This window comes from Pseudoalteromonas luteoviolacea (assembly GCF_021654285.1).
Classification (GTDB): domain Bacteria; phylum Pseudomonadota; class Gammaproteobacteria; order Enterobacterales; family Alteromonadaceae; genus Pseudoalteromonas; species Pseudoalteromonas luteoviolacea_J.
This window is the reverse complement of the sequence record NZ_JAKFZS010000012.1, coordinates 155518-178601: the sequence shown is the minus strand read 5'-3', so window position 1 is coordinate 178601 and position 23084 is coordinate 155518. Positions and strand designations below refer to the sequence as shown.

The 23084-nt window shown below is 39.8% G+C and carries 21 protein-coding genes; 5 read left to right on the top strand and 16 right to left on the bottom strand.

The genetic code is table 11. The features are described from left to right. Positions 1-196: 196 nt before the first annotated feature. On the top strand, positions 197-979 hold the full coding sequence (locus tag L1077_RS13675) for a hypothetical protein (protein ID WP_237137334.1): 783 nt from the start codon (positions 197-199) through the stop codon (positions 977-979). A gap of 237 nt (positions 980-1216) precedes the next feature. Here L1077_RS13675 and L1077_RS13670 read toward each other — a convergent pair whose 3' ends face one another. Next, positions 1217-1699 carry a hypothetical protein gene (locus L1077_RS13670; RefSeq protein WP_237137333.1) on the bottom strand — a complete coding sequence of 161 codons (483 nt, stop codon included), beginning with the start codon at positions 1697-1699 and terminating at the stop codon, positions 1217-1219. Positions 1700-1990: 291 nt separating this feature from the next. On the opposite strand from L1077_RS13670, the gene L1077_RS13665 reads away from it, so the two are divergent. Beyond that, the gene (locus L1077_RS13665) at positions 1991-3442 is read left to right on the top strand and encodes a glycosyl hydrolase family 18 protein (RefSeq protein ID WP_237137332.1); all 1452 of its coding nucleotides are present in this window, start codon (positions 1991-1993) and stop codon (positions 3440-3442) included. Between the two features lie 107 nt (positions 3443-3549). On the opposite strand, the gene L1077_RS13660 is transcribed toward L1077_RS13665, so the two are convergent. From L1077_RS13660 to L1077_RS13650, 3 genes are all read right to left on the bottom strand, one after another. After that, the gene (locus L1077_RS13660; RefSeq protein ID WP_237137331.1) at positions 3550-5091 is read right to left on the bottom strand and encodes a mannan-binding protein; all 1542 of its coding nucleotides are present in this window, start codon (positions 5089-5091) and stop codon (positions 3550-3552) included. Positions 5092-5328: 237 nt separating this feature from the next. Continuing rightward, positions 5329-5907, bottom strand: a complete 579-nt coding sequence (locus tag L1077_RS13655) for a hypothetical protein (protein ID WP_237137330.1) — start codon at positions 5905-5907, stop codon at positions 5329-5331. A 427-nt stretch (positions 5908-6334) separates the two neighbouring features. Next, the gene (locus tag L1077_RS13650) at positions 6335-8785 is read right to left on the bottom strand and encodes a hybrid sensor histidine kinase/response regulator transcription factor (RefSeq protein ID WP_237137329.1); all 2451 of its coding nucleotides are present in this window, start codon (positions 8783-8785) and stop codon (positions 6335-6337) included. Between the two features lie 411 nt (positions 8786-9196). Between L1077_RS13650 and L1077_RS13645 the strand changes: the two genes are divergently transcribed. Next, complete coding sequence (locus L1077_RS13645; protein WP_237137328.1) at positions 9197-9376, top strand: hypothetical protein; 180 nt, start codon at positions 9197-9199, stop codon at positions 9374-9376. Positions 9377-9533: 157 nt separating this feature from the next. On the opposite strand, the gene L1077_RS13640 is transcribed toward L1077_RS13645, so the two are convergent. From L1077_RS13640 to L1077_RS13620, 5 genes are all read right to left on the bottom strand, one after another. Further along, positions 9534-10733 carry a DUF642 domain-containing protein gene (locus L1077_RS13640; protein WP_237137327.1) on the bottom strand — a complete coding sequence of 400 codons (1200 nt, stop codon included), beginning with the start codon at positions 10731-10733 and terminating at the stop codon, positions 9534-9536. A gap of 424 nt (positions 10734-11157) precedes the next feature. Next, positions 11158-11982 (bottom strand): sulfite exporter TauE/SafE family protein, encoded by an 825-nt coding sequence (locus L1077_RS13635; RefSeq protein ID WP_239032989.1) that lies wholly within the window; start codon positions 11980-11982, stop codon positions 11158-11160. Between the two features lie 88 nt (positions 11983-12070). Continuing rightward, positions 12071-13099, bottom strand: coding sequence for a methionine synthase (locus tag L1077_RS13630; protein ID WP_237137326.1), 1029 nt, complete (start codon positions 13097-13099; stop codon positions 12071-12073). Between the two features lie 24 nt (positions 13100-13123). Next, positions 13124-14110, bottom strand: a complete 987-nt coding sequence (locus L1077_RS13625) for a DUF1852 domain-containing protein (protein ID WP_237137325.1) — start codon at positions 14108-14110, stop codon at positions 13124-13126. A 468-nt stretch (positions 14111-14578) separates the two neighbouring features. Continuing rightward, positions 14579-15487, bottom strand: coding sequence for a LysR family transcriptional regulator (locus L1077_RS13620; protein WP_237137324.1), 909 nt, complete (start codon positions 15485-15487; stop codon positions 14579-14581). A 117-nt stretch (positions 15488-15604) separates the two neighbouring features. Between L1077_RS13620 and L1077_RS13615 the strand changes: the two genes are divergently transcribed. Beyond that, a complete protein-coding gene (locus tag L1077_RS13615; protein ID WP_237137323.1) occupies positions 15605-16387 on the top strand; it encodes a hypothetical protein in 783 nt (260 codons plus the stop codon). Positions 16388-16512: 125 nt separating this feature from the next. Here the strand turns inward: L1077_RS13615 and L1077_RS13610 are convergent, their stop codons facing one another. Next, complete coding sequence (locus L1077_RS13610; protein ID WP_237137322.1) at positions 16513-17640, bottom strand: serine hydrolase domain-containing protein; 1128 nt, start codon at positions 17638-17640, stop codon at positions 16513-16515. A gap of 644 nt (positions 17641-18284) precedes the next feature. On the opposite strand from L1077_RS13610, the gene L1077_RS13605 reads away from it, so the two are divergent. Next, entirely contained in the window at positions 18285-19514 is a 1230-nt protein-coding gene (locus L1077_RS13605) for an alpha/beta hydrolase family protein (RefSeq protein ID WP_237137321.1), read from the top strand. A gap of 402 nt (positions 19515-19916) precedes the next feature. On the opposite strand, the gene L1077_RS13600 is transcribed toward L1077_RS13605, so the two are convergent. From L1077_RS13600 to L1077_RS13575, 6 genes are all read right to left on the bottom strand, one after another. Next, positions 19917-20255: a hypothetical protein gene (locus L1077_RS13600; protein ID WP_237137320.1), complete on the bottom strand. Its 339-nt coding sequence runs from the start codon at positions 20253-20255 to the stop codon at positions 19917-19919. Between the two features lie 380 nt (positions 20256-20635). Further along, a complete protein-coding gene (locus L1077_RS13595; RefSeq protein WP_237137319.1) occupies positions 20636-20917 on the bottom strand; it encodes a hypothetical protein in 282 nt (93 codons plus the stop codon). A 124-nt stretch (positions 20918-21041) separates the two neighbouring features. Then, entirely contained in the window at positions 21042-21449 is a 408-nt protein-coding gene (locus L1077_RS13590; RefSeq protein ID WP_237137318.1) for a GNAT family N-acetyltransferase, read from the bottom strand. A 120-nt stretch (positions 21450-21569) separates the two neighbouring features. Beyond that, positions 21570-21974 carry a hypothetical protein gene (locus tag L1077_RS13585; protein ID WP_237137317.1) on the bottom strand — a complete coding sequence of 135 codons (405 nt, stop codon included), beginning with the start codon at positions 21972-21974 and terminating at the stop codon, positions 21570-21572. A 117-nt stretch (positions 21975-22091) separates the two neighbouring features. Then, positions 22092-22571 carry a DUF1203 domain-containing protein gene (locus L1077_RS13580; protein WP_237137316.1) on the bottom strand — a complete coding sequence of 160 codons (480 nt, stop codon included), beginning with the start codon at positions 22569-22571 and terminating at the stop codon, positions 22092-22094. Between the two features lie 162 nt (positions 22572-22733). Then, positions 22734-22940, bottom strand: a complete 207-nt coding sequence (locus tag L1077_RS13575) for a hypothetical protein (RefSeq protein ID WP_237137315.1) — start codon at positions 22938-22940, stop codon at positions 22734-22736. Positions 22941-23084 lie beyond the last annotated feature (144 nt).

Here is a 23084-nt window from a genome sequence, read left to right as displayed (position 1 = left end):
TGAGACCCTGTTCATCGTGCACTCGAGAGAAACAATTTGAAATGCGTCATGCACACGGGAAATACACAATACTTTAACTTGAAAAAAACAACCCAGAAACATAACATCCCATTTTCCAGATAAAGGAACGTTACGCGATTTATAAAACATTCCATAACTTAACGATTAAAGCTTCAATCACTTTAAGGACAAAAAAATGAAAATCAGAAAAACGCTAACGAGTTTAACGCTAGCCAGCTTAGCTTTTAGCCTAAGCGCATATGCAAAACAAGATATTACATTCAAATTGGCCGCTACAACTGATGGTGTAACCCACTCAGTGCCTATGCCAATCATGGGGCAAAATGGATTCACATTCGACATACTACTCGACTATCAATACCAAACTAACGGCGGTCGATGCATTATCTTGTATCATCAAGACTCTTGTACAATCGAAAACATGAACGGCGCAGTCACACTCTCAAATATTCACTGGGGAAGAGCATCAATTAACGGATCTATTCAGCAGATCTCTAGCTGGATGTATGTTAACCCACAAGAGACAAGTTCAACCGTTTTAATTCCATCGAGTAATGTACACTTTTACTACATAAATAATGAGAAGCCGTCTTCAACACTCAATGTATATGGCCGTTCATCTTTGCAAGTCAGCAATTACGGCAGAGCAAGTATGCAAACGACCAAAAATGCCAACAACGCGGGATTTGAAATTGCACGCGTGCCAGCGAGTACCTATCAAACCGGTGTTAAGTTTCCTATGATGGCAGGTTGTATGAATTTAGCTGTACTCAATACAACCTCATCTAGCATTGCTCGCGTTAACTTTACGCAAGCAAACCAAACAACAGGCCCCATAACCACAACACTGTGCGTACCAGGCAATGATACAACTACCTTCGTTGGCATAGATGCAAAAGCTGAGCGCATCGCCAATATCACCTCTAAAGTACCAACAGAGCTGAAGCATTTATATTAATAGGCTTTAGAAGCTGATTGTTAGGATTAAACAACTAAGACACGGAGTTATCTGAATTATTGTGCAGATAGCTCCATATTTTGATTACAAAGCGCACTGGTTAAAATAGATGACACAACTACACCTGTCTTACAGGTTCGTAAGTTTGACTGCTCAGTATCATTGATAAATGATGCATAACTAAGCCCATTATAATGCGAGCACATCGGGCTTTTTATTGTGGTCAAGTTATACCTATCAAGTCTCGCTATATAATTGCTTTAATAAATACTTTAGGTCATCAACATGAGACCAGAAGCTCACATACATAACAATATAGGTAGCAAATAAAAGGATCAATGGTATTACGGAAATCCATCCCCACTCATTCATTGGAGTTGAAAAATGTGAAATACATGATTGAACCAAAATTAATGTCCAAACAATAAAAAACAGCATTGTCGCTTTGTGCATTCGGATCGTTATTTCTATTTCACACCCTGCTTGACCCTCGTTCATTTTGCCAAATGCAATAGGCTGAAATCCATTTTGATACGACAGTAATTGATACGCTTTGAATTCAGTGCCGTAACGTTCACCACACATTAGGCGCCCGTCAAGGCCTTTAAAAAGCTTAGGCTGACCTAATTTACTATCAATTCTTTCGCTCAAGTCTCTAAAGCTGTAATCGCATTTAACTCTAAAACACTCATATGGAATTAATTTTATTAGGGTAAACATTACATAAGTAACCTAAAAAGAGTGCATATCAGTAAAACTGATTAAATATGTTACTTAAGCTTAGACCTAACATCGAAAAAATCATGCATGCTCGATACTCACTCACAGGAATGCTCGTCCCTTTATTGAATAATTTATTCGACCATAGTTCAACTTGGCAAACCCAGAAGTATAAAATATTCTCAAAAAGCTGATATCCAAAAGCTTTAATGTCAGCATTTTGAATACGCAACAATTCAGCATAAGCGCTTTAACAACGCTTTTGCTCGACAAACATGTAAAGGGATACTTATGAAAGTATATAAATTTAATAGCGTAGGGTTACTTGCCCTGATATTAATGTCTGTAACTCATTTTTCTTATGCACAAGATCAGTATCAAGAATTTACTGGCACCCACCAGCCGTTTAAGCAAACAAGCAACAAAGTGGTTGGCACCTACATAGCCAATTGGTCAGATCCAAGCTCCATTGATAATGTGCCAGGAGATAATTTAACCCATATTTTATACGCGTTTTTAAGGGCGTGTGGGCCAGGACAGCTCCCAAATGACGCCTCGGTATGTGCCAATAAACCCGACTATGTCCTCGCAGAGGACGAGACCACTGTTGATAAGCAATTTGCAGCCAAGTTTTTGCAGTTAAAGCAAAAATACCCTCACCTCAAAATCTTACCTTCAGTCGGTGGCTGGGGCGGCTCGGATACATTCCCCCCTATGGCGAAAGATCCACAAACGAGGCAAGTCTTTGTTCAGTCTGTCGTCGATTACCTGCGTGCACATCGCGCTTTTGATGGCATTGATATCGATTGGGAATGGCCAAATACTCCAGCAGAAGGCGGTCACTATGCCGATTTAATGCAAGACTTAAGAGCAGCCTTCGATACCTTAGAAGTGGAACTTGGCAAAAAGTACTCGATCACCAGTGCTATAGGTACTCATGCCAATAATGTCCGGAACATAGATTACGAGCGAGCAGCACCTTATCTTGACTACATTTTTTTGATGACATACGACTTTTTTGGCGGCTGGTCTAGAAGTAACATTGGCCACCATACCTCTTTAGATGCACACTGTGCAAACATCGCCGCTCATGGTGTCATGCAAGGCGTACAAAACCTGCTCAATAAAAGTGTCCCTGCCAACAAACTGGTTGTCGGTGTGGCCAAATATGCACGAGGGTTTGATGGTGTCAGTTTAAGTGCTTCAGGTACACATATCGGCGGGCAAGCAACAGGGCTATTTCCTAAAGCGGTTCAGCCATGGGATGAAGAAGGTGTAGGCACTTACACCCGCATAGTCAATGAAGTCATCGGCCAAAATGGTCAAGGGATCAATGGCTTTACTATCCGCTACGATGCAGACTGTGATTGTCACTATGCTTGGAGAGAAAGCGATGCCGCCTTCGTCGGCTTTGACCACCCTGCCAGTGTAATTAAAAAAGCCCAATACGCAGTAACCAGTAATTTAGGAGGCATATTTGCTTGGGAATACGCCCAAGACAATGGCGATATTCTCAGTGCGATGAATTTCGGTATCGGAAATAAATGGCTAGGAAGCTCCAATCCAGGAGACGGTGTGTGCAAAGGGGTTGCAAATTGGCGCGCCGAAGATGTCTATCTTAGAGGCGATCAAGTACAGGTAGACAATCGTTTGTACGAGGCCAAATGGTATTCAAGTAATCAACACCCTGCACAATATTCAGGCCGCTGGCAGGTGTGGCAATTTATCAGTGCGTGCCAGTAACCTCTAACAGAAAACTTTAACTGCTCATATTTGTATAAAAAAGGCGAGTACGAGAATGTTTACCGCACCTCTACTCGCCTTACAAATTAGGCTAATAAACCCGTGCTTTACTCCACTTCACAACCACACACAGAGCCCGCCGATGTATTAATATTCGTCCAGTTCCCATTCCACTTGAGGTAGCTTCTGGCATTTTTACATGTGCCCTTACGTTTTGCCTTGTCTTTTTGCGATGGATCACCTCCACAAATGAGCGCCGCAAAATCATTTGACGTAATTTGGCTAATTGCATTCACATCGGCCGCTTTCCCTTGGCCTGTTACAATGTCGATAAAGCTATGACTCAGTTTTTGACTGGTAATGTTATTACTCATCTTTTGCCCTGTCCCTGAATACTCATGACAGCCAAAGCAGTTACTGGAAAACTCATTGTTCAAATTAACATGTTGAAAATCAGTTTCAGCGACACTATTGGCCAATCGTAAAGACCCGCGTTCATTCGGGACACCTATGCCACCAGAACTTTTTGCCGTATCACTCACCCAGATAGCCCCCACATTGAAGTAATTGCTTAACCTTTGCATAGCAGGAGAGGCATTTGTCGTTGAAAGTGCCTCATACAAATGCGCATTCTGTGACACGATATTAGCTAAATTTTCTCCCGCTTTGTGGTCACCTGAAGCCGTTCCATAGGGATAAACCACACAGATATTCGTAGGTACTCCTGTCGCAGGCCCATTCTTTAACTCTGGTTGGTTGAATTTACACGTATCAGGATCCCTGTTTAAACTGTCTGGTAAATTGGCTGTACAAGCCTTTTCGGCGAATAGCCATGGCATAGCTTGCTCACCTTGCGCATCACATGTCGGAGAGTTCGCTTTGTACTCATAAGTTGCCCAAACGAATTCAGGGTGTTCTTCTGTTGCGACAGCAATATGCATCCCAAGCAAACCCAGTGTTTGTGGCTGGCCATCAATTATTTGTTGTTGGGTAACAAAACTATCCGAGCTTTTTTCACGCTCACTCAATACTTTCCAAGCAAACTTGAGTTCTGTAGTACCGGATGGAAAATTGATAATCCCCTTTTTTCCCAGCTCTACAGCACTGGCAGACAAGTCACACAGTGATTTATTAAATCTCACGTCGTAATAAACAACATTGCCATCTTGTGCGTAAATCGAAGCACCGCCTCCCGCTTGGCCAGTAGAAATCGATGACTTTTGTAACGACGTTCTCAAGCTTTTCGGGCTTTTTATATTGTCACAAGAGTTGGCTGGCGTGTTAAGGGTGTCATCGTTAAATTCAAGCAACGGATAGTTGGCATCAACCTGAAAATTTCTCAGCGCTGGAGCTTCAGAAGATGGCGACATCAAGTACAAATAGGCTTGCGTCGAAAACTGATAAAAGTCACAAAAGTTTGATGAACCATCAGGTCCACTCTTTTTAACTTCCTTTGGAAACGAAGGGCTCGTGATCCAAGTCGGGTCTACTTGGCAATCGTAAGTGTTTGCAGGCACGCTCTGAACATAAGCGTTTGCTGAAGCAGTCGCGTCTGTTCTCGTGTTTGCCGAATTATAACAGGCTGTAAGCGGCACAATTGATAGTGCGATAACGCTTGTGAACATTAATTTTTTAGACGGTGTTTTCATTTCAATATCCCAATTTCTAGTGGCTTGGCCAACTATGAACATTCCATAATGATGTGTATCTGACGGTTTGTAGCACTTATAAGGTTTGCACCGATGATGTGGAAAAGGTATTACACGCAATTACATTAAATTACGATTTTGATTTGATTGGTGAAAAAGGGCAATATTGCAGAAAATGAAGCTGCCCTAGGCATATTAGTAAGGTAGCTACTTACGACAGTGTACTTACAACGCACATCATCTTGAACCTATAGAAATGGGCGCACCATGGCGCGCCATTTTTTCCTTCAATTCAGCATAGAGCGCATCTTTATTATCATTAGATATCGTATTTATGACATGGCGGTTATCATAAGCATCTTTCACAAATAACCTACCCATCTTTTCCCAAAAAAACGCCTCTGAAGTGGGGAGCTGAATCCGTTCTGACTTACCCAATAAAGAAACGCGGTGAACAATCACATGATTTTTATCGATGTAAATTTCGACCTCTTTGGCAAGCAGCCCATAAAGAAACTTTATCTCCTGAACAAATATATAGGTTACACATATGCCCGCCCAAGCAGCCATTAGCTGAAATATAAAATTGTCCTTTAGCAATGGGAGCCCTTGATAGTTACCATTTAAAATGTTCATAAACAAAAAGGTAAGAGCGATAACCCACATAATCAATAAACAAGTAGGCTCAAGCAGCGTGCGCGGCACTGTGATTTTCGATGGCTCGGCTATGTCCACTGTTCTTGCTTTATCAGCATGTTTTGTTGGCTTAGCAGTTACAACTGTACCTAACTGCATTTTTAACTGTTGATAACTCACTATCCCCAACAAAAAAACAATCGCGGGCTCAAAATCAGGACTGACGAGGAACCAAACAGCACTCAAAGTCACAGCTATTAACAAAATACCCATTAGATTTGATATTATTTGTTTATTATGATGGCTCACAAACTCCCTCCTTTGCTTTACATGTCAGTTTCTTCAATTAAATCAAACTTAACGATGGCAAGTTACACAGTCGTTTCTGTGCACAATATAAACTACATTAAATATTCAATCTTTGTACACTTACTCAAGTGCGTGCAGCTTACTCAAAGATTGTATAATCTTTGAGTAAGCTGAGCTTTTAATTGATAAATATCGACTTGAGGCCAATTATCCATTTTAAGCCACTTGCAAAGGGACTGTTAACAAAGCGGCTATATGAATTACCTATCAATTAATAAAATACAGGCCTATGGGTAACTTACACTTTTTCCGTGTCTTTTCTATGCTGCGATACGGTTTTTCCGTATTCAGCTTTAAAACAGTGACTAAAATAACTTGGAGATGAAAATCCAACATCTTCAGCAATCTGTGCTATCTGTAACCCAGAATGTATAAGGTTCAATGATTGTCTTAGTCGATATTTTCTTAAATATTCTGAGAAGTTATGATCCAGAAGGTGTGCCAGCTTTCTGTTTAACTGTCGCTCACTAATATGCATCTCAGAGGCAGCCATAGTCCGGCTAAATGCTTCATCTTGATAATGCTGCTCTATCACTTTCTCAAACTTTAATATAAATTCATTATCAAGCTTCATCAGATCATTTTCAGCATCCAATACGGGCTTAGCGGTTCCCAACCCTCTACCTAAGCTTTGGCGCAACATTTTTCGGATAGAAATTAAGTTCTCAATCCGCACAATCAGTTCATGGTTGTCAAATGGCTTACCAATATAGTCGTCTGCATGATGTTTCCAGCCTTCCAACCTGCTTTCACTGTCACTTTTTGCTGTCAACATAATGATCGGAATATGGCAGGTCAGTTGGTTCCCCCTCAAAGCATGGGTAACTTCATAACCGTTTAACTTAGGCATCATGATGTCGGTAATGATCAGGTCAGGGATTGAATCTGTCGCTTTTTCAACGCCTTCCAGTCCATCACTTGCGGATAAGCAATTATATGATGGCGCCAAGAGTTGCTGTAAAAACCCGCTTAATTCTGAATTGTCTTCAATAATTAATACGTTAGATTTGCCTTCCTGATATGCGTATGGCGCTGAATAAGTTTCATTAGGCATGTCATGCATTAATGAAGACATATTTAAGTATGGTTTGGCTCTTTGAGTTTCCTCTTCAATGACACAGTCTCTCGATACTTCACATTCGACTGGAAATTCCAGTGAAAACTGACTGCCTTTACCCTTGGTGCTACGCACTTTAACTTGTCCATGGTTTGCAAGCATGAGCTCTTGTACTATTGATAAACCAATGCCAGAGCCACTAATGAGCTCTTTATTGTCAAACGGTGGCAAACGGTGAAATTTTTCGAAAATGACTGCCTGATCATGCTCATTGATACCAACGCCTTCATCAGATACGGTAAGCACAAATAATGTGTCGTTTTTTTCAAAGCTCACTCGCACCTCACTCCCCTTTGGTGAAAACTTAACTGCATTGGAGAGCAAATTACTCACACAAATTTCCAAACTGTCAGACACCAAACGTAAGTAGACACCACTTATACCCGAACGGGATATTGTCATAGCACGAGCACTAAGTGCCGATGTATAAGTGGCAATAATCTCATCTAAGCTTTTATTGACGTCATATGCATGAAATGTATGTTGTGGCTTAGACTCTAATTTAACCAGCTGTAATAATTGATCTACGAGATTTTGTAAAATCAAAACGTTTCGCTTTGCAATGGACAGTATTGCTGTGTGCTGAGTTTTGTGCATTTGCCCCATCAACTGCTCTATGGGACTTAATATTAAAGTTAATGGCGTCCTCAGCTCATGAGAAATCTGCGTAAACATATTGTTTTTTTCTTTGAGCAAAGACGCTATTACATGGTGCTTTTGCGCTAATTGTTCATTGGCTTCTTTGAGCTGCACTGTTTTTAAATCGACAGCTTGAGATAACTCGTTTGCTTTTAACTTAAGCGCTCTTTGCTTTAAAAATACAATTATCCAAATTAAGCTCAGGCCAATGCCAAAATAAATGGCATATGCTGGCCAAGTTCGCCAGATAGGTGGTAGCATTTTTATATCGAATGAGTGCTCCTCCACTGAATTTGTTGGCGTGACCTCGAATGCATAAATGCCATACTCTGGCCAGTTTTTAAAAGGAGATGGCAGCACTTGTTCATCAGAGCCCTCTTGTTTATCTTCAACTCGCTGAGTGTCAGTTTTATAATGATTCAGTCTACTCAATCGGATCGAAAACCAATCATCTTGATATGTGAGCTCTAAGTCATTAGATTCTTTAAAAGGGAGCTGTTCTTGAACTTCACGATCTGCATTCGTCATTTTATGCTCAGTTAAAACAGATCGAGATTGAATACCAGACTCAATATGTGTTTTTAGTCTGCTCGGGTTGAAATAAGGAACGCCACTATGTGCAGTAAGATAAATACGTTTCTGGCCATCAACCTCAACGGTCTCTGCTCCTTTATCAATATACCCTTGCATTTTTAATATCTCGAGTAAATCAAGGATATCAGGTGATATAAAACGCGGCTCATTAAGTCGAGTATCTTGCACAATCACGCCTTGGTCTGTGCCATACCAAAGTTTATCGCCGCTATCTTGAAATGCTGAACGTGTAAGTGACTGATTTTCGGTTTTCCAATCCTGATGACTAATCAAAGAAGCCGCCGAAGCAGCGGGCAAGGCAGATAGGCATAACAGCCATCTATGGATTATTTTCTTCATATTATTCTTCTTGTTATTTAATTATATTGGGGTAGCCCCACAACAACTTAAACTATCAAATAAATCAAAAAATCCAACCCCTCTAAGCTGATGATTTTAATGTAAAGAAATATCAGTGTCTCGAATCTGCTATTCACAGTCTCAAAATTTATAACTAAATTTCTTTTTCTTCGATAGCTTTATTCCATGCAAACAAGGTGAGTAAGTTCAGCCTCCTTCTGTAAAAGTTAATTTTTCAGACAGTGTGTAGAATTTTAAAATATTGAAAATTTATATTTCACCCTTGTTTTCTAAAAAATCACATGTCAATTTTTATTAAAAAATTGGCTAACATCACCTACAAATTAAAGGTACCAAAAAACCTTTATTAACGTAGATAAAATTAAACCATTAAATATATAAGGCACTATTATGAAACTTAAAATAAAGAAAAAGGCCATTAAATCTCTGTCTAGCAATGCTCGTCTTCAAAATGTACAGACACCGAATGTAGGTGGCGGTGCTGGAGATGCTGTGAACTCAATTTTAAGCGAGTTAAGCTGTTACTGCGACTCACATGACCTAAATGTTTGTTCATACACTTGCTGGTAAGAAATAGATTTTTCATACGCTAAAAAGTTGGGCTTAGGCCCAACTTTTAAATCTGGTGAGGTTTTATTAGCAGGGAATGCTAACGTGAGTCTATTTCGATATATTAAAAATATCTTCTTGGTATAAAAACCTCATCTATATTTTTAACCGCAAACTATTAATGACAATAATTATCTACAAACGTTAAATCATTAATATGCTCCGGTGCATCCATAACATAGGTAGCTGCTGCTGTTTGTGGATCAACGCTATAAATTTTTGCGTTTTCACCTGAAACTCTTCCCGACACATACAATGTACCGTCATCTGAAATAGCTAAACCAGATGCCCAATTAATCCCATGATCTCCTATCCAAGTTAGCGCCATTGAACCATCATCGATTGTATACAAAGATTTACCCGTTAATACGTAAAGAGTGTTGTTATCAGCAGAGTAAGCAATGTCACCATGAGAGAAAGAATCGCCTGAGTAACGCATCTTGCCCAACACGGTTTTTTCACCCGTTTGTAAGTCGTAGTCATACATGTAGGTTTTGCTCGTAGCACGCAAAGTTTGCCCATTGGCTGTGACGGTAGAACGATAAATTGGCCAAGATTTGGCATCAGCCTCAGCAACCTGCACACCGGTTTCTAAATCCAGTGACCAAAGCTTTGAGGCTTTTGTGCCTGAATCTAGCTGCTCCATGAAATACAGTTTGCCATTATGGCTCGCAATATTGGACGCCGTATTTTGGGCACCCGCAACGACACTATACGTGTTTGTCTCTAAATCAAACTTATAGACATACCCCGTTTGGGCAGAGCCATAATTATTAATGCCAAAAATACCCGTGTGGCAAGCTTGCTTTTCGGTTACGGCGACGTCGTCAATAAAGCCCCCTAAACTATCGTTAGTACCGGTGCCCGTGAAACGGATCTCTGAACTGCTTGAAGTCGCTTCTACAGACAAGGTGAAAGATTGCCAACCTCTTTGCGTCGCGTTTAAACTTAATACAGTTGTGCCATTCCACTTAACATCCACCTTATTTGTTTGGCTATTCCCTTTAACTCGTGGTGAGTAGTAAAATGACACTTCATATGTTTTTCCAGCTTCAGTCGCAAGCGATTGAAATACACTGTGATTAGCCGTCGAGTCTAGCTCGATATATTGCTTACCGTTAGCAGCAGTAATGATCCCAAGGCGAGATGTTTGAATTTCAAATTTCGCCCCTTCACTTTGCCACCCTGTCACTGAATCGAGTAATGTCCATTTTGACTTCACGACATCCTGCTCAAACGACCCATTTGTTACTAAATTGCCTGCATTTGCAATTTGCGAAGCAAACAGCGTAGATATTGCAAAAAGAGATAATTTCATAAAGTAGTTCTCCAATTTTTAGCTACATTTAAAACACAATTTAAAGTTAATTTATCTATTAAATTCATAATCTTAAAGTCATAAATAAAGTTCAGTTAAAGCTAGGTTGATATCTTCACTTATAATCAAATTGCACAAATGATGCCTAAACTGAAAGAGGTGTTTATCAATCTGGAGGTTGCCACAAAAGAACAAGATATTGTCTGCAGCCTTGTAATCGCTTTCTCACTTGCAAAAAAGTGCACAGGCCCAGCGAATGTTGACGGTTTTGATATTTAAAAACTGAATAAATATTGGGGGGGCTAAAAATAGGTCAGCGACTTTACAGTCGCTGACCCATCGAGAAAACCGAGCAGATAAAAGAGTCAGCTCTAGTAGCTTGATTTTCCATATTCTTGAAAGTTGATTTCCGTATCAGTTAGATTTACAGAAATAATTGTAATAACATACGTATGCCAGTGATAAGCAACACAATAGAAAATACTTTCTTAAGTTTTACTGCGTCTAATTTAGCTGCGAGTGATGCACCAACTGGCGCAAACAGCACAGTTAAAGGCACAATGCATAGGAACGCGACAAGGTTAACAAGCCCAAACGTACCGATAGGTGCATCAGCAGGTGATTGGCCTAAAATGAGCATGGTCGCAGCGCCTGGCAAAGAGATAATTAACCCGATGGCAGCGGCTGTCCCCACCGCTTTATGAGCTGGATAGTTATAAAGCGTGAGCAATGGCACAGAAATAGTCCCCCCACCAATACCCACCATTGAACTGAATAATCCAATTGAGGTACCCATTGTCGCTTGTCCTGCTTTACCGGGCAGGGATTGAAATAAAGCTGATTTGCCTGTTCGAAACATCATATTCAGCGCTGACAAGGTCGCGATAATACCAAATAATCCAGTCAACCAAGTACCATTGACGCGTGTTACCAACCAACTTCCTACCAAAACACCGATAAAGATAAACACAGCCCAGCGCTTTAACAGATCAAAATCTACATTGCCTTTTTTATTGTGCGAGCGAATTGAGCTGATAGAAGTTGGAATGATTGTCGCTAACGAGGTCGCAGTTGCAATGACCATGGCTGACTCAGGCGATACGCCAAAGCCTTGAAAAACAAAAAATAGTACGGGCACAATAACAATACCGCCGCCTACACCCAGCAAGCCAGCCAAAACCCCTGCAAATGCACCTGTTGCAACCAGCGCGATAAGTGTTGAAATATTATTGCTTAAAAACTCTATCATAGTGTAAATCAACAACGTTTAATTAAAATAAATAAAACCAACAAACGGAGAACCCATTTGTTGGTTATGTGTAAGACAAACGAAAAATTTATGCAGAGAGCTCTTTTCTTACTATTTCTGCTCCAGCGGCTAAAGCCTGTAGTTTACCTCTCGCCACTTCTCGTGATAGCGGTGCCATACCACAGTTAGTACTAGGGTAAAGTTTGTCAGCATCAACATATTTAAGCGCTTCGCGAATGGTATCAGCGACTTCTTCAGGCGTTTCGATGTCATTGGTAGCCACATCAATAGCGCCAACCATCACCTTCTTCCCTTTCAGAAGTGACAACACTTCAAGCGGCACTCGACCGTTATGACATTCTAAAGAAATAATATCGATACTAGATTGCTGAATGGCTGGGAATGTTCTTTCATAGTGACGCCACTCATTGCCTAAGGTTTTCTTCCAGTCGGTATTTGCTTTGATGCCATAGCCATAGCAAATGTGTACAGCTGTTTCGCACTTAAGCCCTTGGGTTGCAATTTCAAGTGCCTCAATGCCCCATTCATTCACTTCATCAAGGAACACATTGAACGCAGGTTCATCAAACTGAATAATATTAACGCCCGCAGCTTCTAGCTCTTTTGCTTCTTCATTCAATGCTTTAGCAAATTCAAACGCAAGGGTTTTACGATCTTGATAATAATCATCATAAAGCGTATCGACCATGGTCATCGGCCCAGGTAGCGCCCATTTGATTGGCTGACTTGTTTGCGATCGCAAAAACTTCGCATCATCAACAAATACTGGCTTTTGACGACTTACTGGACCAATAATACCCGGTACACTGGCGTCGTAGCGGTCACGAATTCTAACGGTCTTTTTATTTTCAAAATCAACACCGCTCAAGTTTTCGATGAATGTGGTGACAAAGTGCTGGCGAGTTTGTTCGCCGTCACTCACGATTTCAATACCCGCATTGTCTTGTTCTTGTAATGTGACTCTCAGTGCGTCTTTTTTACCGGCAATCAGTTCATCGCCTTCTAGTTTCCAAGGTGACCAAAGCTGTTCAGGTTGTGCCAACCAAGACGGTTTTGGCAAGCTGCCAGCGGTAGAAGTTGGGAATAATTTTTTCATAATTAATACATCTATACCTTAAAATCAGAATGACGGCTGAACAAAGTTAGCTGCCCACTTTTCCAGTGTTGACTGGTGTCGCTGAATGAAGTTATCTTCACACCACTTACCTTGCTCAATCGCAAGGCGGGCACGCTCTTCTCGGTCGTAAACCACTTGTGTTAGAGAGCAATCTAAGTTTTTCAGGCTTGGCTTATAAGTTTCACCAGCCGTAGAATTAGCGTTATAAATTTCTGGACGATAAATCTTCTGGAATGTTTCCATGGTGCTCAGCGTGCTGATCAGCTCCAGTGTGCTGTAATCATTTAACAAGTCACCGAAGAAAAAGAATGCATACGGAGCAACACTGTTTTCAGGCATAAAGTAACGTACTTCCATACCCATTGTTTTGAAATACTGCTCTGTCAATGATGATTCATTTGGCGTGTATTCAACACCTAAAATAGGATGTGTATTACTTGTGCGGTGATAAGTTTTGTTGTCTGATACACTTAAGCAAATCACTGGCGGCTTACTGAAGTTCTCTTTGTAAGCACTTGAACTAATGAAGTCTTGGAACATTTTACCGTGTAATTCGCCATAATTTTCTGGCACAGAAAAGTGATCTTTTCCTTCATTGTGTTTACGCAGTAGCACGCTAAAGTCGTAGTCACGGACATACGATGAAAAGTTATTACCCACAATACCTTCGATACGTCTGTTTGTATGATGATCAACAATGTACGTCTTTAGTACTTCGATTGTAGGGAAGGTTTCACCATTGCCCTCAACGTCAATATCAACATGCACAATATCAATTTCAACAGAGTAACGGTCTTTGTTTGGGTTATCCCAATTTGCCAGACTGTTAAAGCAGTTGTTGATCATATTAATTGCTTTACGAAGGTTTTCCTGACGTACTTCACCACGCGCCAAGTTAGCAAAGTTTGTAGTAAGGCGCGTATCGTTTGAAGGTGAATAATGCTCATCAAATCGAATAGTCTTAATTGAATAGGTGAAATCGCTGCTCATAATATTGTGGGTCCTTAGCTTAAAATTAAATCTGACCTGAATGTCTTGAAGCCATTCTATGACGAATGACTTATGATTAATATTGATTTAATTTTATGATTCTATGAGTTTTGCTCATAGTGCTATGTTAACGATTCGAATACAAAAATGCGCAAGAATTGTTAATTACTTTGCGTAATGGACTAAGATGGTAATAAATTCCATGTTTATAGATGCTGTTTTATGAGCAAATAGCATTGATTAGTTGATGTATTTATAAAGCAGTATTTCGAAGTAGCGTATTGTCACTGAAAACGGTTAACTGGGTGATGGGACGTAGCCTAAGCGCATAGAAAAACACCGCGTTTAAGCCACCTATCATTTATCTAATACAGGTAAAGCGAACGCTTTGACCTTTTTGTGCATTTTATTTTGTAGACAAATATAAAAAACAACTTTAGCCATTAGGAAGTGCTAATGGCTGTTGATTTACTCCGGGCTAGTTGCCACCGGATGCTCATAACACTGCGCCATTTTGATAAAGGCGCTGAGGTAGTCAATATTACTATCCCCTTCTCGAGTACCTAAATAAATCTGCTTCGCGATGCCATTTTTACCTAAACGTACAACCGATAATGGCAGTTTTGTGCTGTACTCTTCTGCCAACCAGCGGGGTAATGCAGCAACACCTCGGCCACAGGCAACCATTTGCAACATGATGTCGGTGGTTTCGACCGTTTTGTGTTGCTTAGGGATCACTTGGTCTGGATTGAGGAACTGCGTGTAAATATCAAGGCGATCTTTTGATACAGGATAGGTAAACAACACTTGGTCCCTGAGATCTTCAGCCTGAGCAAATTTTTTAGCCGTTAATTTATGATCTTTAGGAACGACGAGTACTTGCTCATAATCAAATACTGGCTCAAAGACTAAACCACTTTTAAAATAGGGATCAGGTGTTACCAGCAAATCTATTTCATAATCTAGCAAAGCCCCTACTCCGCCAAATTGAAATTTTTGTTTAACATCGACGTCAACACCCGGCCAAGTCTCTAAAAAAGGCGATACCACTTTTAACAGCCATTGATAGCAAGGGTGGCATTCCATACCTATCCGCAATGTCCCGCGCTCGCCCATAGCGATTTGTTTAAGCCTTTCTTCAGCACCGCTTAATAGCGGAAGCGCACGGTTTGCAATATTAAGTAGATAGTGCCCTGCTTGTGTTAGTCTTAAGCTTCTTCCGTCCCTTACCCAAACGGCAGTACCTAGGTTATCTTCCAGTTTACGCATTGTATGGCTTAATGCCGATTGTGTTACACAGAGCTCTTTTGCCGCAGCAGTGAGAGATCCTTGCTGATGGACAGCATGAATGATACGAAGGTGGATGCGTTCTAACATTTTTAATTATGAGTAAAATTAATAGATTGTTTATAATATATCATTTTCTCTCATCGATAAACTCACCTAAACTAGTGTCAATTAAATAATCCATACGATTAAGTGTAAGTTTATAAAATGAAAAACGAAGTTAAAACGTCCTCTACGGCACATTATGATGTGTGTGTAACCAAGATCGAATCACTCAATAAACATACCTTTGAAATTGAGCTGTTTGCCCCAGAGGGAACAGTACTGAACTATAAGTCTGGGCAATATTTGAAGCTCGAACTGGATGTTAATAATGATGGCCAACCATTGTGGCTTTCATATACGATTTCTAGCAGTTTAGATGCTGATAAACCCAATAAAGTGTGCTTAATTATCCAAGTTGCGAGTGACTTTTCAGGCAAAGTGGTTGACTGCTTGTTTGCTGCTAAAGCCAGTAACCAGCCAGTCAAGATCATGCTTGCAATGGGCAAAGCATTTTTACAAACGAACCTCGACCAGCCTCATTTGTTTGTCGCCGCGGGCTCTGGCATATCCAAAATTAAGTGTATAACGGAAGAGGTTTTGCACCGCAACCCTGATGCGAATATCAATATTTACTGGTCTAATCGTCATAGCGATGACTTTTTTCTTTTAGAACAGTTTCAGAATTGGGCGACTACGCATAAAAACGTGAATTTCCATACGGTATTAGAGTCGGCTCAGTCTGATTGGACAGGAAGAACAGGCTTTCTCTACGAAGTCATACAGCAAGACCATGCCGATCTTAAAGAGACACATGCTTATTTATGTGGCTCACCAAAAATGGTTTATGGCACGATTGACCAGCTCAACGCCATAGGCTTAGAAGAGCGAAATTGCTATTCAGATGTTTTTGAGTTTTCACCAAGAGCCGAAGAGCTTGAAGCCTAAAGCTATTCAGATAATTTAAAGATAAATGCCCTTTTAGGCCACCGCCAAATATATTTTTGGCGGTAACTTGAAGCGATGAATACTGGTTAACTGTCATACGCAGCAACGCGTAATCGAGCCAAAGGTTATGGTTCTGACTTTAACGCCTTTTTATATTCAATTAAATAGTCAAAAACCTTATTTGAAATAGCTTCTAACTTTGGTTGAGTATTTTCCTCTGCCAAATTGGTTACAACGAAAATACCAATTTTTTTCTTCGGATAAATGACCAGCCAACTAGATGTGCCCATTGAGCCGCCACTTTGATAGAGCATTAACTCATTCGAGTCATCTTTAGCTGTATACCAATAAAATGCTTTGCCATGACCCGTCCAACTCTCTTCTAAAAGTTGATGAGAAATTGCCACCTCAGGCTCTGAAGAAAATTGATGTCGAATATAGCGCGTAACAGACTCAACGTTTGAAGTTAACCCTCCACCAGCAAACCAATATGGACTCGCCAAGGGCATCTGGTTGCCATTCCCGTCTGAGCCGACTGTCACTTTGCTTACTTCAGACTTTGTACGTCTGAATTTCGTGCTGCGCTCTCCAGACTTACTTGTGATCATTTCAGAAATCAGTAATTCAAAAGGTTTTTGGTAAACAGATTCCAGAATATATCCAGCTAAATTGGTGCCAACACTAGAATATAGATAGTCCTCGCCTGGTGTAGAATTAAGCTTTACGTTTTTAAGATCATCAAAATAGTCATCTCTAGAGTATTTTGATATTTTTTCAAAATATCTGCCTTGCTCAATATCTTCGCGACTGGCAGCAAAATTGCCAGGCAGGCCACTGGTATGCGTCAAAAGGTGTCGTAAAGTTATAAACTGATTGGATAGTTCTAAATTTTTATATTCGTTATTTTTAAGGTAATGGCGGATATCTTTATCAAGCTCAACTTTCCCATCGTGAATAGCCTTAGCGACCGCTAACCCTGTGTAAGTTTTGGTTAACGAGCCAATTTCGTATATTGTTTGGTTGTTAGGCTTATCGCCATTCCTTAAAGTCCCTAAATGATATTGGTAGGTATTTTCTGAATCTACAACCGAAATTGAAACAACTTGCCCAGCATTTCCATCAATAAATTCAATGAGTTCGTTTTTCGTATTAGATTCAAAATTAGTTGCATCATGACTTTTGCAAGAAGCAAGAACTGTTATTAATGAAATAGCCAATACCGATGATATAGTTTGAGTTATTAATCGGCTCATTATTTTCCTTTTAAAATCACTAAAATCATTCTTTAGACGATAATATTGATTAAAAGGTTTAAAGGCTGGTTCAAATAAGGTGCTTAAAGTTGTAAATAAATGACTAAAAATAGTTAGCTATAATTTGTGAGGCAAAGGAAAATTTAACAAATTTTTATCTGCGCTTTTTATATTTAGCTAACTACAACTGATTGGATGTTAAAGTTACACTATAGTTAGTCTGTGTCTAAACAATAACATACGCTGTTAAATCTAAACCAATTAGTCATTCGATACACTTTGCATCGAAATCCAAGTTATTAATCGTTGAACCAGATAACTCAATAAAAGTTAATAAAAGCACAAAGGTAAAAGCTGTTGGTTGAACATAAAATACAATGTTTAAGCGCTTAATTTCATAAAACAATCGATTAATTTATCATGTCCAGATTAACTGGAAATATATTTTCTGATTAGAGTCACAGCAGGCATCTAACACATTTGTGTCAGTACAATATTACCTTTAAAATCAGAAAGAGGGATGCTGATTATAGTGACCAGCCATGATAACAGGAAATACGGCCTTTTCGACCAAACTCTCATTCTCAAGAATGGAAGTTTACTAAGCCACACTATAAATCACAAACAAAATACTGGAATAAATAATGACCCCTGAACACCTAGCGAAATTACTCTCAATGGTAATTATTTTGTTTCTAACAACCAGCAAGGTGCAAAGCTGCGAGTTTGAAGCAGAAAATAATCTGTGTATCCACCAGCAGACAATATCATTACCTTTAAAGCAACCCGTTGGAACCTTTGTTGTTCACCTAGAAGATCACAGTCGCAACAGCCATAGAACGCTTGATTTACGCCCCAGACAGCTAGGCGTTAGGTTTTTTTACCCCGCAGCAGTAATCGATAATAACGATCATAAGGAAACTAAGCTGGCGACTTTGCCAGACAAGTTTGCTCGGGTTAACCAACTTATTTTCGATGAAGCCATAGAGCCATCAGCAGTGGAAAAGTTAAAGTCGTTGAGCTGGGACATCGCTGAAGGAGCCAAAATAGATGACTCTTCGGGCGCTTTACCCCTGATAATTTTATCTCACGGGTATTATCTCAATCCGGAACTGTTTGTCATCACTGCTTCGTATATTGCCAGTAGAGGCTATCTCGTCGCTTCTATCAACCATACTTTTGGCTCATCTCACTACACTTCCCCTAATGCAGAGACTAAGCTGACCATAGAATTGCCCCATGATGACCTAGGAAGTGACTTGGCGATGTGGAGCGCCGATCAGCTCTTTGTTATTGAACACTTACAGCAACAAAACCAAAAATCAGAAAGTGCTTTTTACAACAAAATCTCCGATAAAGTGGGCATTATTGGTCATTCTTATGGTGGTGCAGCAGCTTTTCACAGCGCAGCACAATCGGACAAAGTCGATGCCATCATTAACCTCGACGGCACGGTTTTCAATAGAAAAGGCCTGACTATTAAGCAACCCTTTATGTATGTGCACGCCTACGAGGAATACTTCAGCGAAATTTTCGTCAACGTAAAAAACAAGGGCTATGTTGCCATTTTTGAAGACCTCAATCACGTGTCTTTCACCGACTTTGTCGTCTTCAAGGAAATGATTCAGCAACCGCAATCAACACAGCAAATAGATAATAACTTCAAAGCGATTGTGGATGTGGCCAACCTGAGCACGGGTTTCTTTGAGCATCACCTTGATAACAATAAAGGCTATTTTAGGCCACCAGCAAATTTGTCCAGAGATGATTTTAGCTTCAAAGTTTTTGACTGCAATTCTAAGGAGTCATCGCCACAACCGTTCATGCTCTGTACCTACTATGAATTGAAGGACTGGTTAATACAGAGATTTTGAATCCGGTTTCAAGCGTTTGTTATGTCGGCTACATCTGTGGCTGCGAAATAAACCTTAGAAATTCATCACCAAACTCCGTAGTCAATTTACTTGATAAGCTCTCTGCGCTAGTTGTTCGAGTTTTCCGGTATCGTGTGCTTAACAAACCATTGCTGTAAAGGTTTTCTAAAATTATATTACATAGCTCTTTTTGATCCTTTAGCTCTGGATATGCGCATTCTATTACTGACGCAATCCCTCTAGATCTTCCTCCGGTATCAAATTGTTTTCCCTCTTTAGCCATTTGCACTTTGGGATCTTTAAAAAATTTCAGCAATATTATATGCAAGGAAGTAAATGAATCTATAAAGTTAAGAAATAATCCCTGTTTGGTATCATTTGGGGCTGTTGATAAGGGCGAGTTCAAAACAGCGTTTTTAAAGAATCTAATTTCTCTTTTTCGTGTGTACGTAAAGCCGTATTACTTGCATTTACCAGTGTGGTAAAAAACGTTTCATTCTTTTGCAGCTCTTTTTCAGTCACAATACCTTTTTTATATAGTTCATTTATGGCTTCAGTCACTTGAAGCATCCATTTTTCCTGCCTTTTTTCCATAGGTGGCTGAATAAGGGTGTTGAAGCATTCAAATGCGACTGGACCGAATGCAGGTATGCTTGCGACCGTTGCTCCAATAACCCTATGCAACTTTTCTGAACTGGGCTCAATGGTGGGGTCTATTAACTCCCTATCAACTTTACTCATAAATTCCTCTGGCTTACATTGATACTGATATTACTCACCAAAAATAGACACCGTATTTATGCATGCCTGCTTTCATATTCCGTTGGACTTAATACTATAATGCTGAATGCAATCATACGCGGTTACATTATATTTCTATGTACTCAAATATACTCGCTTTAACTTCCTCAAGCGACTGATATTTCTCGTAACACACTAACCCCCTTTAACCTCAAATAAAAAATTAACAAATAGGACAGGCACTGTTCTTTTGCTTTTCTTGTGTACGTATAACGCCGCCCAAAGTGGTGAGTAATTATTAGCTAAAATGTTTAGAGAAGTGGAACTAAGCCAAGCTTTAGCAGTCCCGCACTTAATTGGCTTGTGATATAGGGTTGGCACTAATCACAGCCCCCTCCACTATTAGAGCCACCACCACACCTATTTGGTGGAACATCAACAGTGACTGTAGAATTATCAACGCCTTTTGATGCAGAACCAATATACCCCAAGCGATTATGAGCTAAAGTTGCGCCAATAATTGGAACAGCCCAAGTCAATAATAACAACCCAAGCTTTTCAGAGCCAAACCTAAAAGGGCAAGTCACAATTGACATTGAGACAACAAATGAAATTAATAAATGAATAGCTAACCGTATTAAATGTATTGCCGAGGTTTCCATACGCTTCCTTAGGAATATAATGCCTTGTTAAGTAGCAGCTAACTACTACTAAACCTAAACAGAGCACCGTACTTAATGAGCTCACATCAAACCAAAGTCGTCGGCTGTCCGCATAAACAATTTATTAGGTATTTTCACACCTCAATAGACGTATTCCGCCAACCTCTGCGGTAAAACCAAACTGCTCATAAAATGGTTCCATATCAGGCAAGCAATAGAGTTCAAAATGACGAACCTTGTTCAGCTTAGGATGATGTTTTATCAACTCCATTAACTTAATTCCAAGACCCTTCCCGCGCTCATCTGGCGCTACAATGACATCAAAAATGACAGCTTTATAGATAAAGTCACTCAATACACGTGCAAAGCCAACTAGTTCACCTTGGTCATTTACGATACCAACACAAACCTGTGAACCAGATACACATGCTTTTGTTTCTGCTAATGTGCGAGTTTTCCCCCACCATACCTGTTGGTACAGCATATGAACTTGTTTTACATGTTCACTCGAAAATTGATCAATTACTTCCATGCTGCCTCTTGATCCCTAAAGCTTGCCTAACCGGCGTAAAATAGCAGGCTAAAATGAGCGACGAAGGAGCGCAAGCCTGCTGTTTTGCGTCCTTTGATTAAAGCGGTTTGTTAGCTGCTATTACACCAAAGCTAATTTGAGATCTTCTAGAAATGAAGGCAAACAAGTTTGGTCCGTTTTAAACTCTACAGCCAAATTTTGAGAATGTTCACTGTACTCTACGAAACAAGCACTGACAATTAAATGCCCTAAGTGATTAAGCTCAAATTTAAGGAAGTGATCGTTATAATCCTCTTTCAATTCAGCAGAACCTTTCATTGTAGAGTTCATAATCTCAAGATCACTAAGAAACTTCTTAGGGTTGTCAAAGTAAACAGCCCCATGAAACCCAAAACCTCGCGAACTTAAAGTTACAGAGCATTTGAAGCCACTGCCTAGAAGTTCAAATTCACTTAACTTTAAAATGACTCGATCATCAATTGTTTTTAATTGGACTGTTTGAGCAAGTTTAGATTTCGTATACATGATTTTATTGGGCAGCTATCGCCTTGATAACTGGCAAATTTATCTGGGGCAATTTTTATGCGCGAAACACAATGCATAAAGCGACACAGCAAATTTAGCCAGTTATCGGATTGTTAGCTATGCCGCGCGTTCAACTCTGAAACTGTAACAACCATAAGCAGCATATCTTGCAATTACAAAGCTTACCTTTTCGTTGCTTAAAAACTCTTCAAGATCTGACTCTGCTTGTTCTGGTGATGTCAATTTTGCGTCTAATATGCGCTCGTTTTCACAGTATGCTCTTAATACAAATGTGTGACCTAAATAATCGGTTGCTGATCCATTTGGCAATGGCAACTTGTTAACATCAAATTCCTGACTATTCGAGTTAGCCAATAAAAAAATGGGACCATACTCTTTATACGGGCCTGCTTTCGTGAAAGGACAATAACTGGCTAATATTAGCTTTTCACCAGGCTTTGCGCCACGAAGCACATCTCGACATGGTTCACCACCTGTAGCTTCCAATACTTCTACAGGTTGGTTTTGATCGTCAATACCTACATTTCTAACTTTATCTAAGAAATCCGATCTTACATGTACAATTTTATATTTCATTTGACTCCCTCAATAGCTGACATTTTTATCAACGAAAAATGCCGCATAACAATGGTTACTCATACACGCACTCTATTACTATCAACCATAACAATAACTTAATTAGATGTCACCAAATCAGAAATGGTAAAAGTAGTAAACAAATAGGGCAGGCACATATTCTCATAGCATGTTGGCTTCCATGTACTCAAGTAACAGTTGGCAAGCAAACGTAATGCGGTTCATCCATGGCAAACTTTTAATGTGCGATTGGCTTATAACGTAATCAAGTAAGGGATCAAATACACCATATTCGCTAAGCAACACTGGTACTTCAATCAATAAGCCTGAATTATCTGTTTTAACTTGCGCAAGAACTTTGACTAACACGGTAACTAAACCAATTAGTGTTGTAGAGTTTTAGTAGATTAGTATAAGAAGTACTATTGATCTAATGAACTGAGAATTAGTTTTTAATTGGGTTTATAAGGGAATTAGTATGTTTTAGTATAGTTTTGAGTACTATTAATAAGA

Excerpts from the sequence above, each read along its gene's own strand:
- L1077_RS13675 (WP_237137334.1), top strand. The coding sequence starts at position 197 with ATGAAAATCAGAAAAACGCTAACGAGTTTAACGCTAGCCAGCTTAGCT.
- L1077_RS13670 (WP_237137333.1), bottom strand. The coding sequence starts at position 1,699 with ATGTTTACCCTAATAAAATTAATTCCATATGAGTGTTTTAGAGTTAAA.
- L1077_RS13665 (WP_237137332.1), top strand. The coding sequence starts at position 1,991 with ATGAAAGTATATAAATTTAATAGCGTAGGGTTACTTGCCCTGATATTA.
- L1077_RS13660 (WP_237137331.1), bottom strand. The coding sequence starts at position 5,091 with ATGAAAACACCGTCTAAAAAATTAATGTTCACAAGCGTTATCGCACTA.
- L1077_RS13650 (WP_237137329.1), bottom strand. The coding sequence starts at position 8,785 with ATGAAGAAAATAATCCATAGATGGCTGTTATGCCTATCTGCCTTGCCC.
- L1077_RS13645 (WP_237137328.1), top strand. The coding sequence starts at position 9,197 with ATGAAACTTAAAATAAAGAAAAAGGCCATTAAATCTCTGTCTAGCAAT.
- L1077_RS13640 (WP_237137327.1), bottom strand. The coding sequence starts at position 10,733 with ATGAAATTATCTCTTTTTGCAATATCTACGCTGTTTGCTTCGCAAATT.
- L1077_RS13635 (WP_239032989.1), bottom strand. The coding sequence starts at position 11,982 with ATGATAGAGTTTTTAAGCAATAATATTTCAACACTTATCGCGCTGGTT.
- L1077_RS13630 (WP_237137326.1), bottom strand. The coding sequence starts at position 13,099 with ATGAAAAAATTATTCCCAACTTCTACCGCTGGCAGCTTGCCAAAACCG.
- L1077_RS13625 (WP_237137325.1), bottom strand. The coding sequence starts at position 14,110 with ATGAGCAGCGATTTCACCTATTCAATTAAGACTATTCGATTTGATGAG.
- L1077_RS13620 (WP_237137324.1), bottom strand. The coding sequence starts at position 15,487 with ATGTTAGAACGCATCCACCTTCGTATCATTCATGCTGTCCATCAGCAA.
- L1077_RS13615 (WP_237137323.1), top strand. The coding sequence starts at position 15,605 with ATGAAAAACGAAGTTAAAACGTCCTCTACGGCACATTATGATGTGTGT.
- L1077_RS13610 (WP_237137322.1), bottom strand. The coding sequence starts at position 17,640 with ATGAGCCGATTAATAACTCAAACTATATCATCGGTATTGGCTATTTCA.
- L1077_RS13605 (WP_237137321.1), top strand. The coding sequence starts at position 18,285 with ATGACCCCTGAACACCTAGCGAAATTACTCTCAATGGTAATTATTTTG.
- L1077_RS13600 (WP_237137320.1), bottom strand. The coding sequence starts at position 20,255 with ATGAGTAAAGTTGATAGGGAGTTAATAGACCCCACCATTGAGCCCAGT.
- L1077_RS13595 (WP_237137319.1), bottom strand. The coding sequence starts at position 20,917 with ATGGAAACCTCGGCAATACATTTAATACGGTTAGCTATTCATTTATTA.
- L1077_RS13590 (WP_237137318.1), bottom strand. The coding sequence starts at position 21,449 with ATGGAAGTAATTGATCAATTTTCGAGTGAACATGTAAAACAAGTTCAT.
- L1077_RS13585 (WP_237137317.1), bottom strand. The coding sequence starts at position 21,974 with ATGTATACGAAATCTAAACTTGCTCAAACAGTCCAATTAAAAACAATT.
- L1077_RS13580 (WP_237137316.1), bottom strand. The coding sequence starts at position 22,571 with ATGAAATATAAAATTGTACATGTAAGATCGGATTTCTTAGATAAAGTT.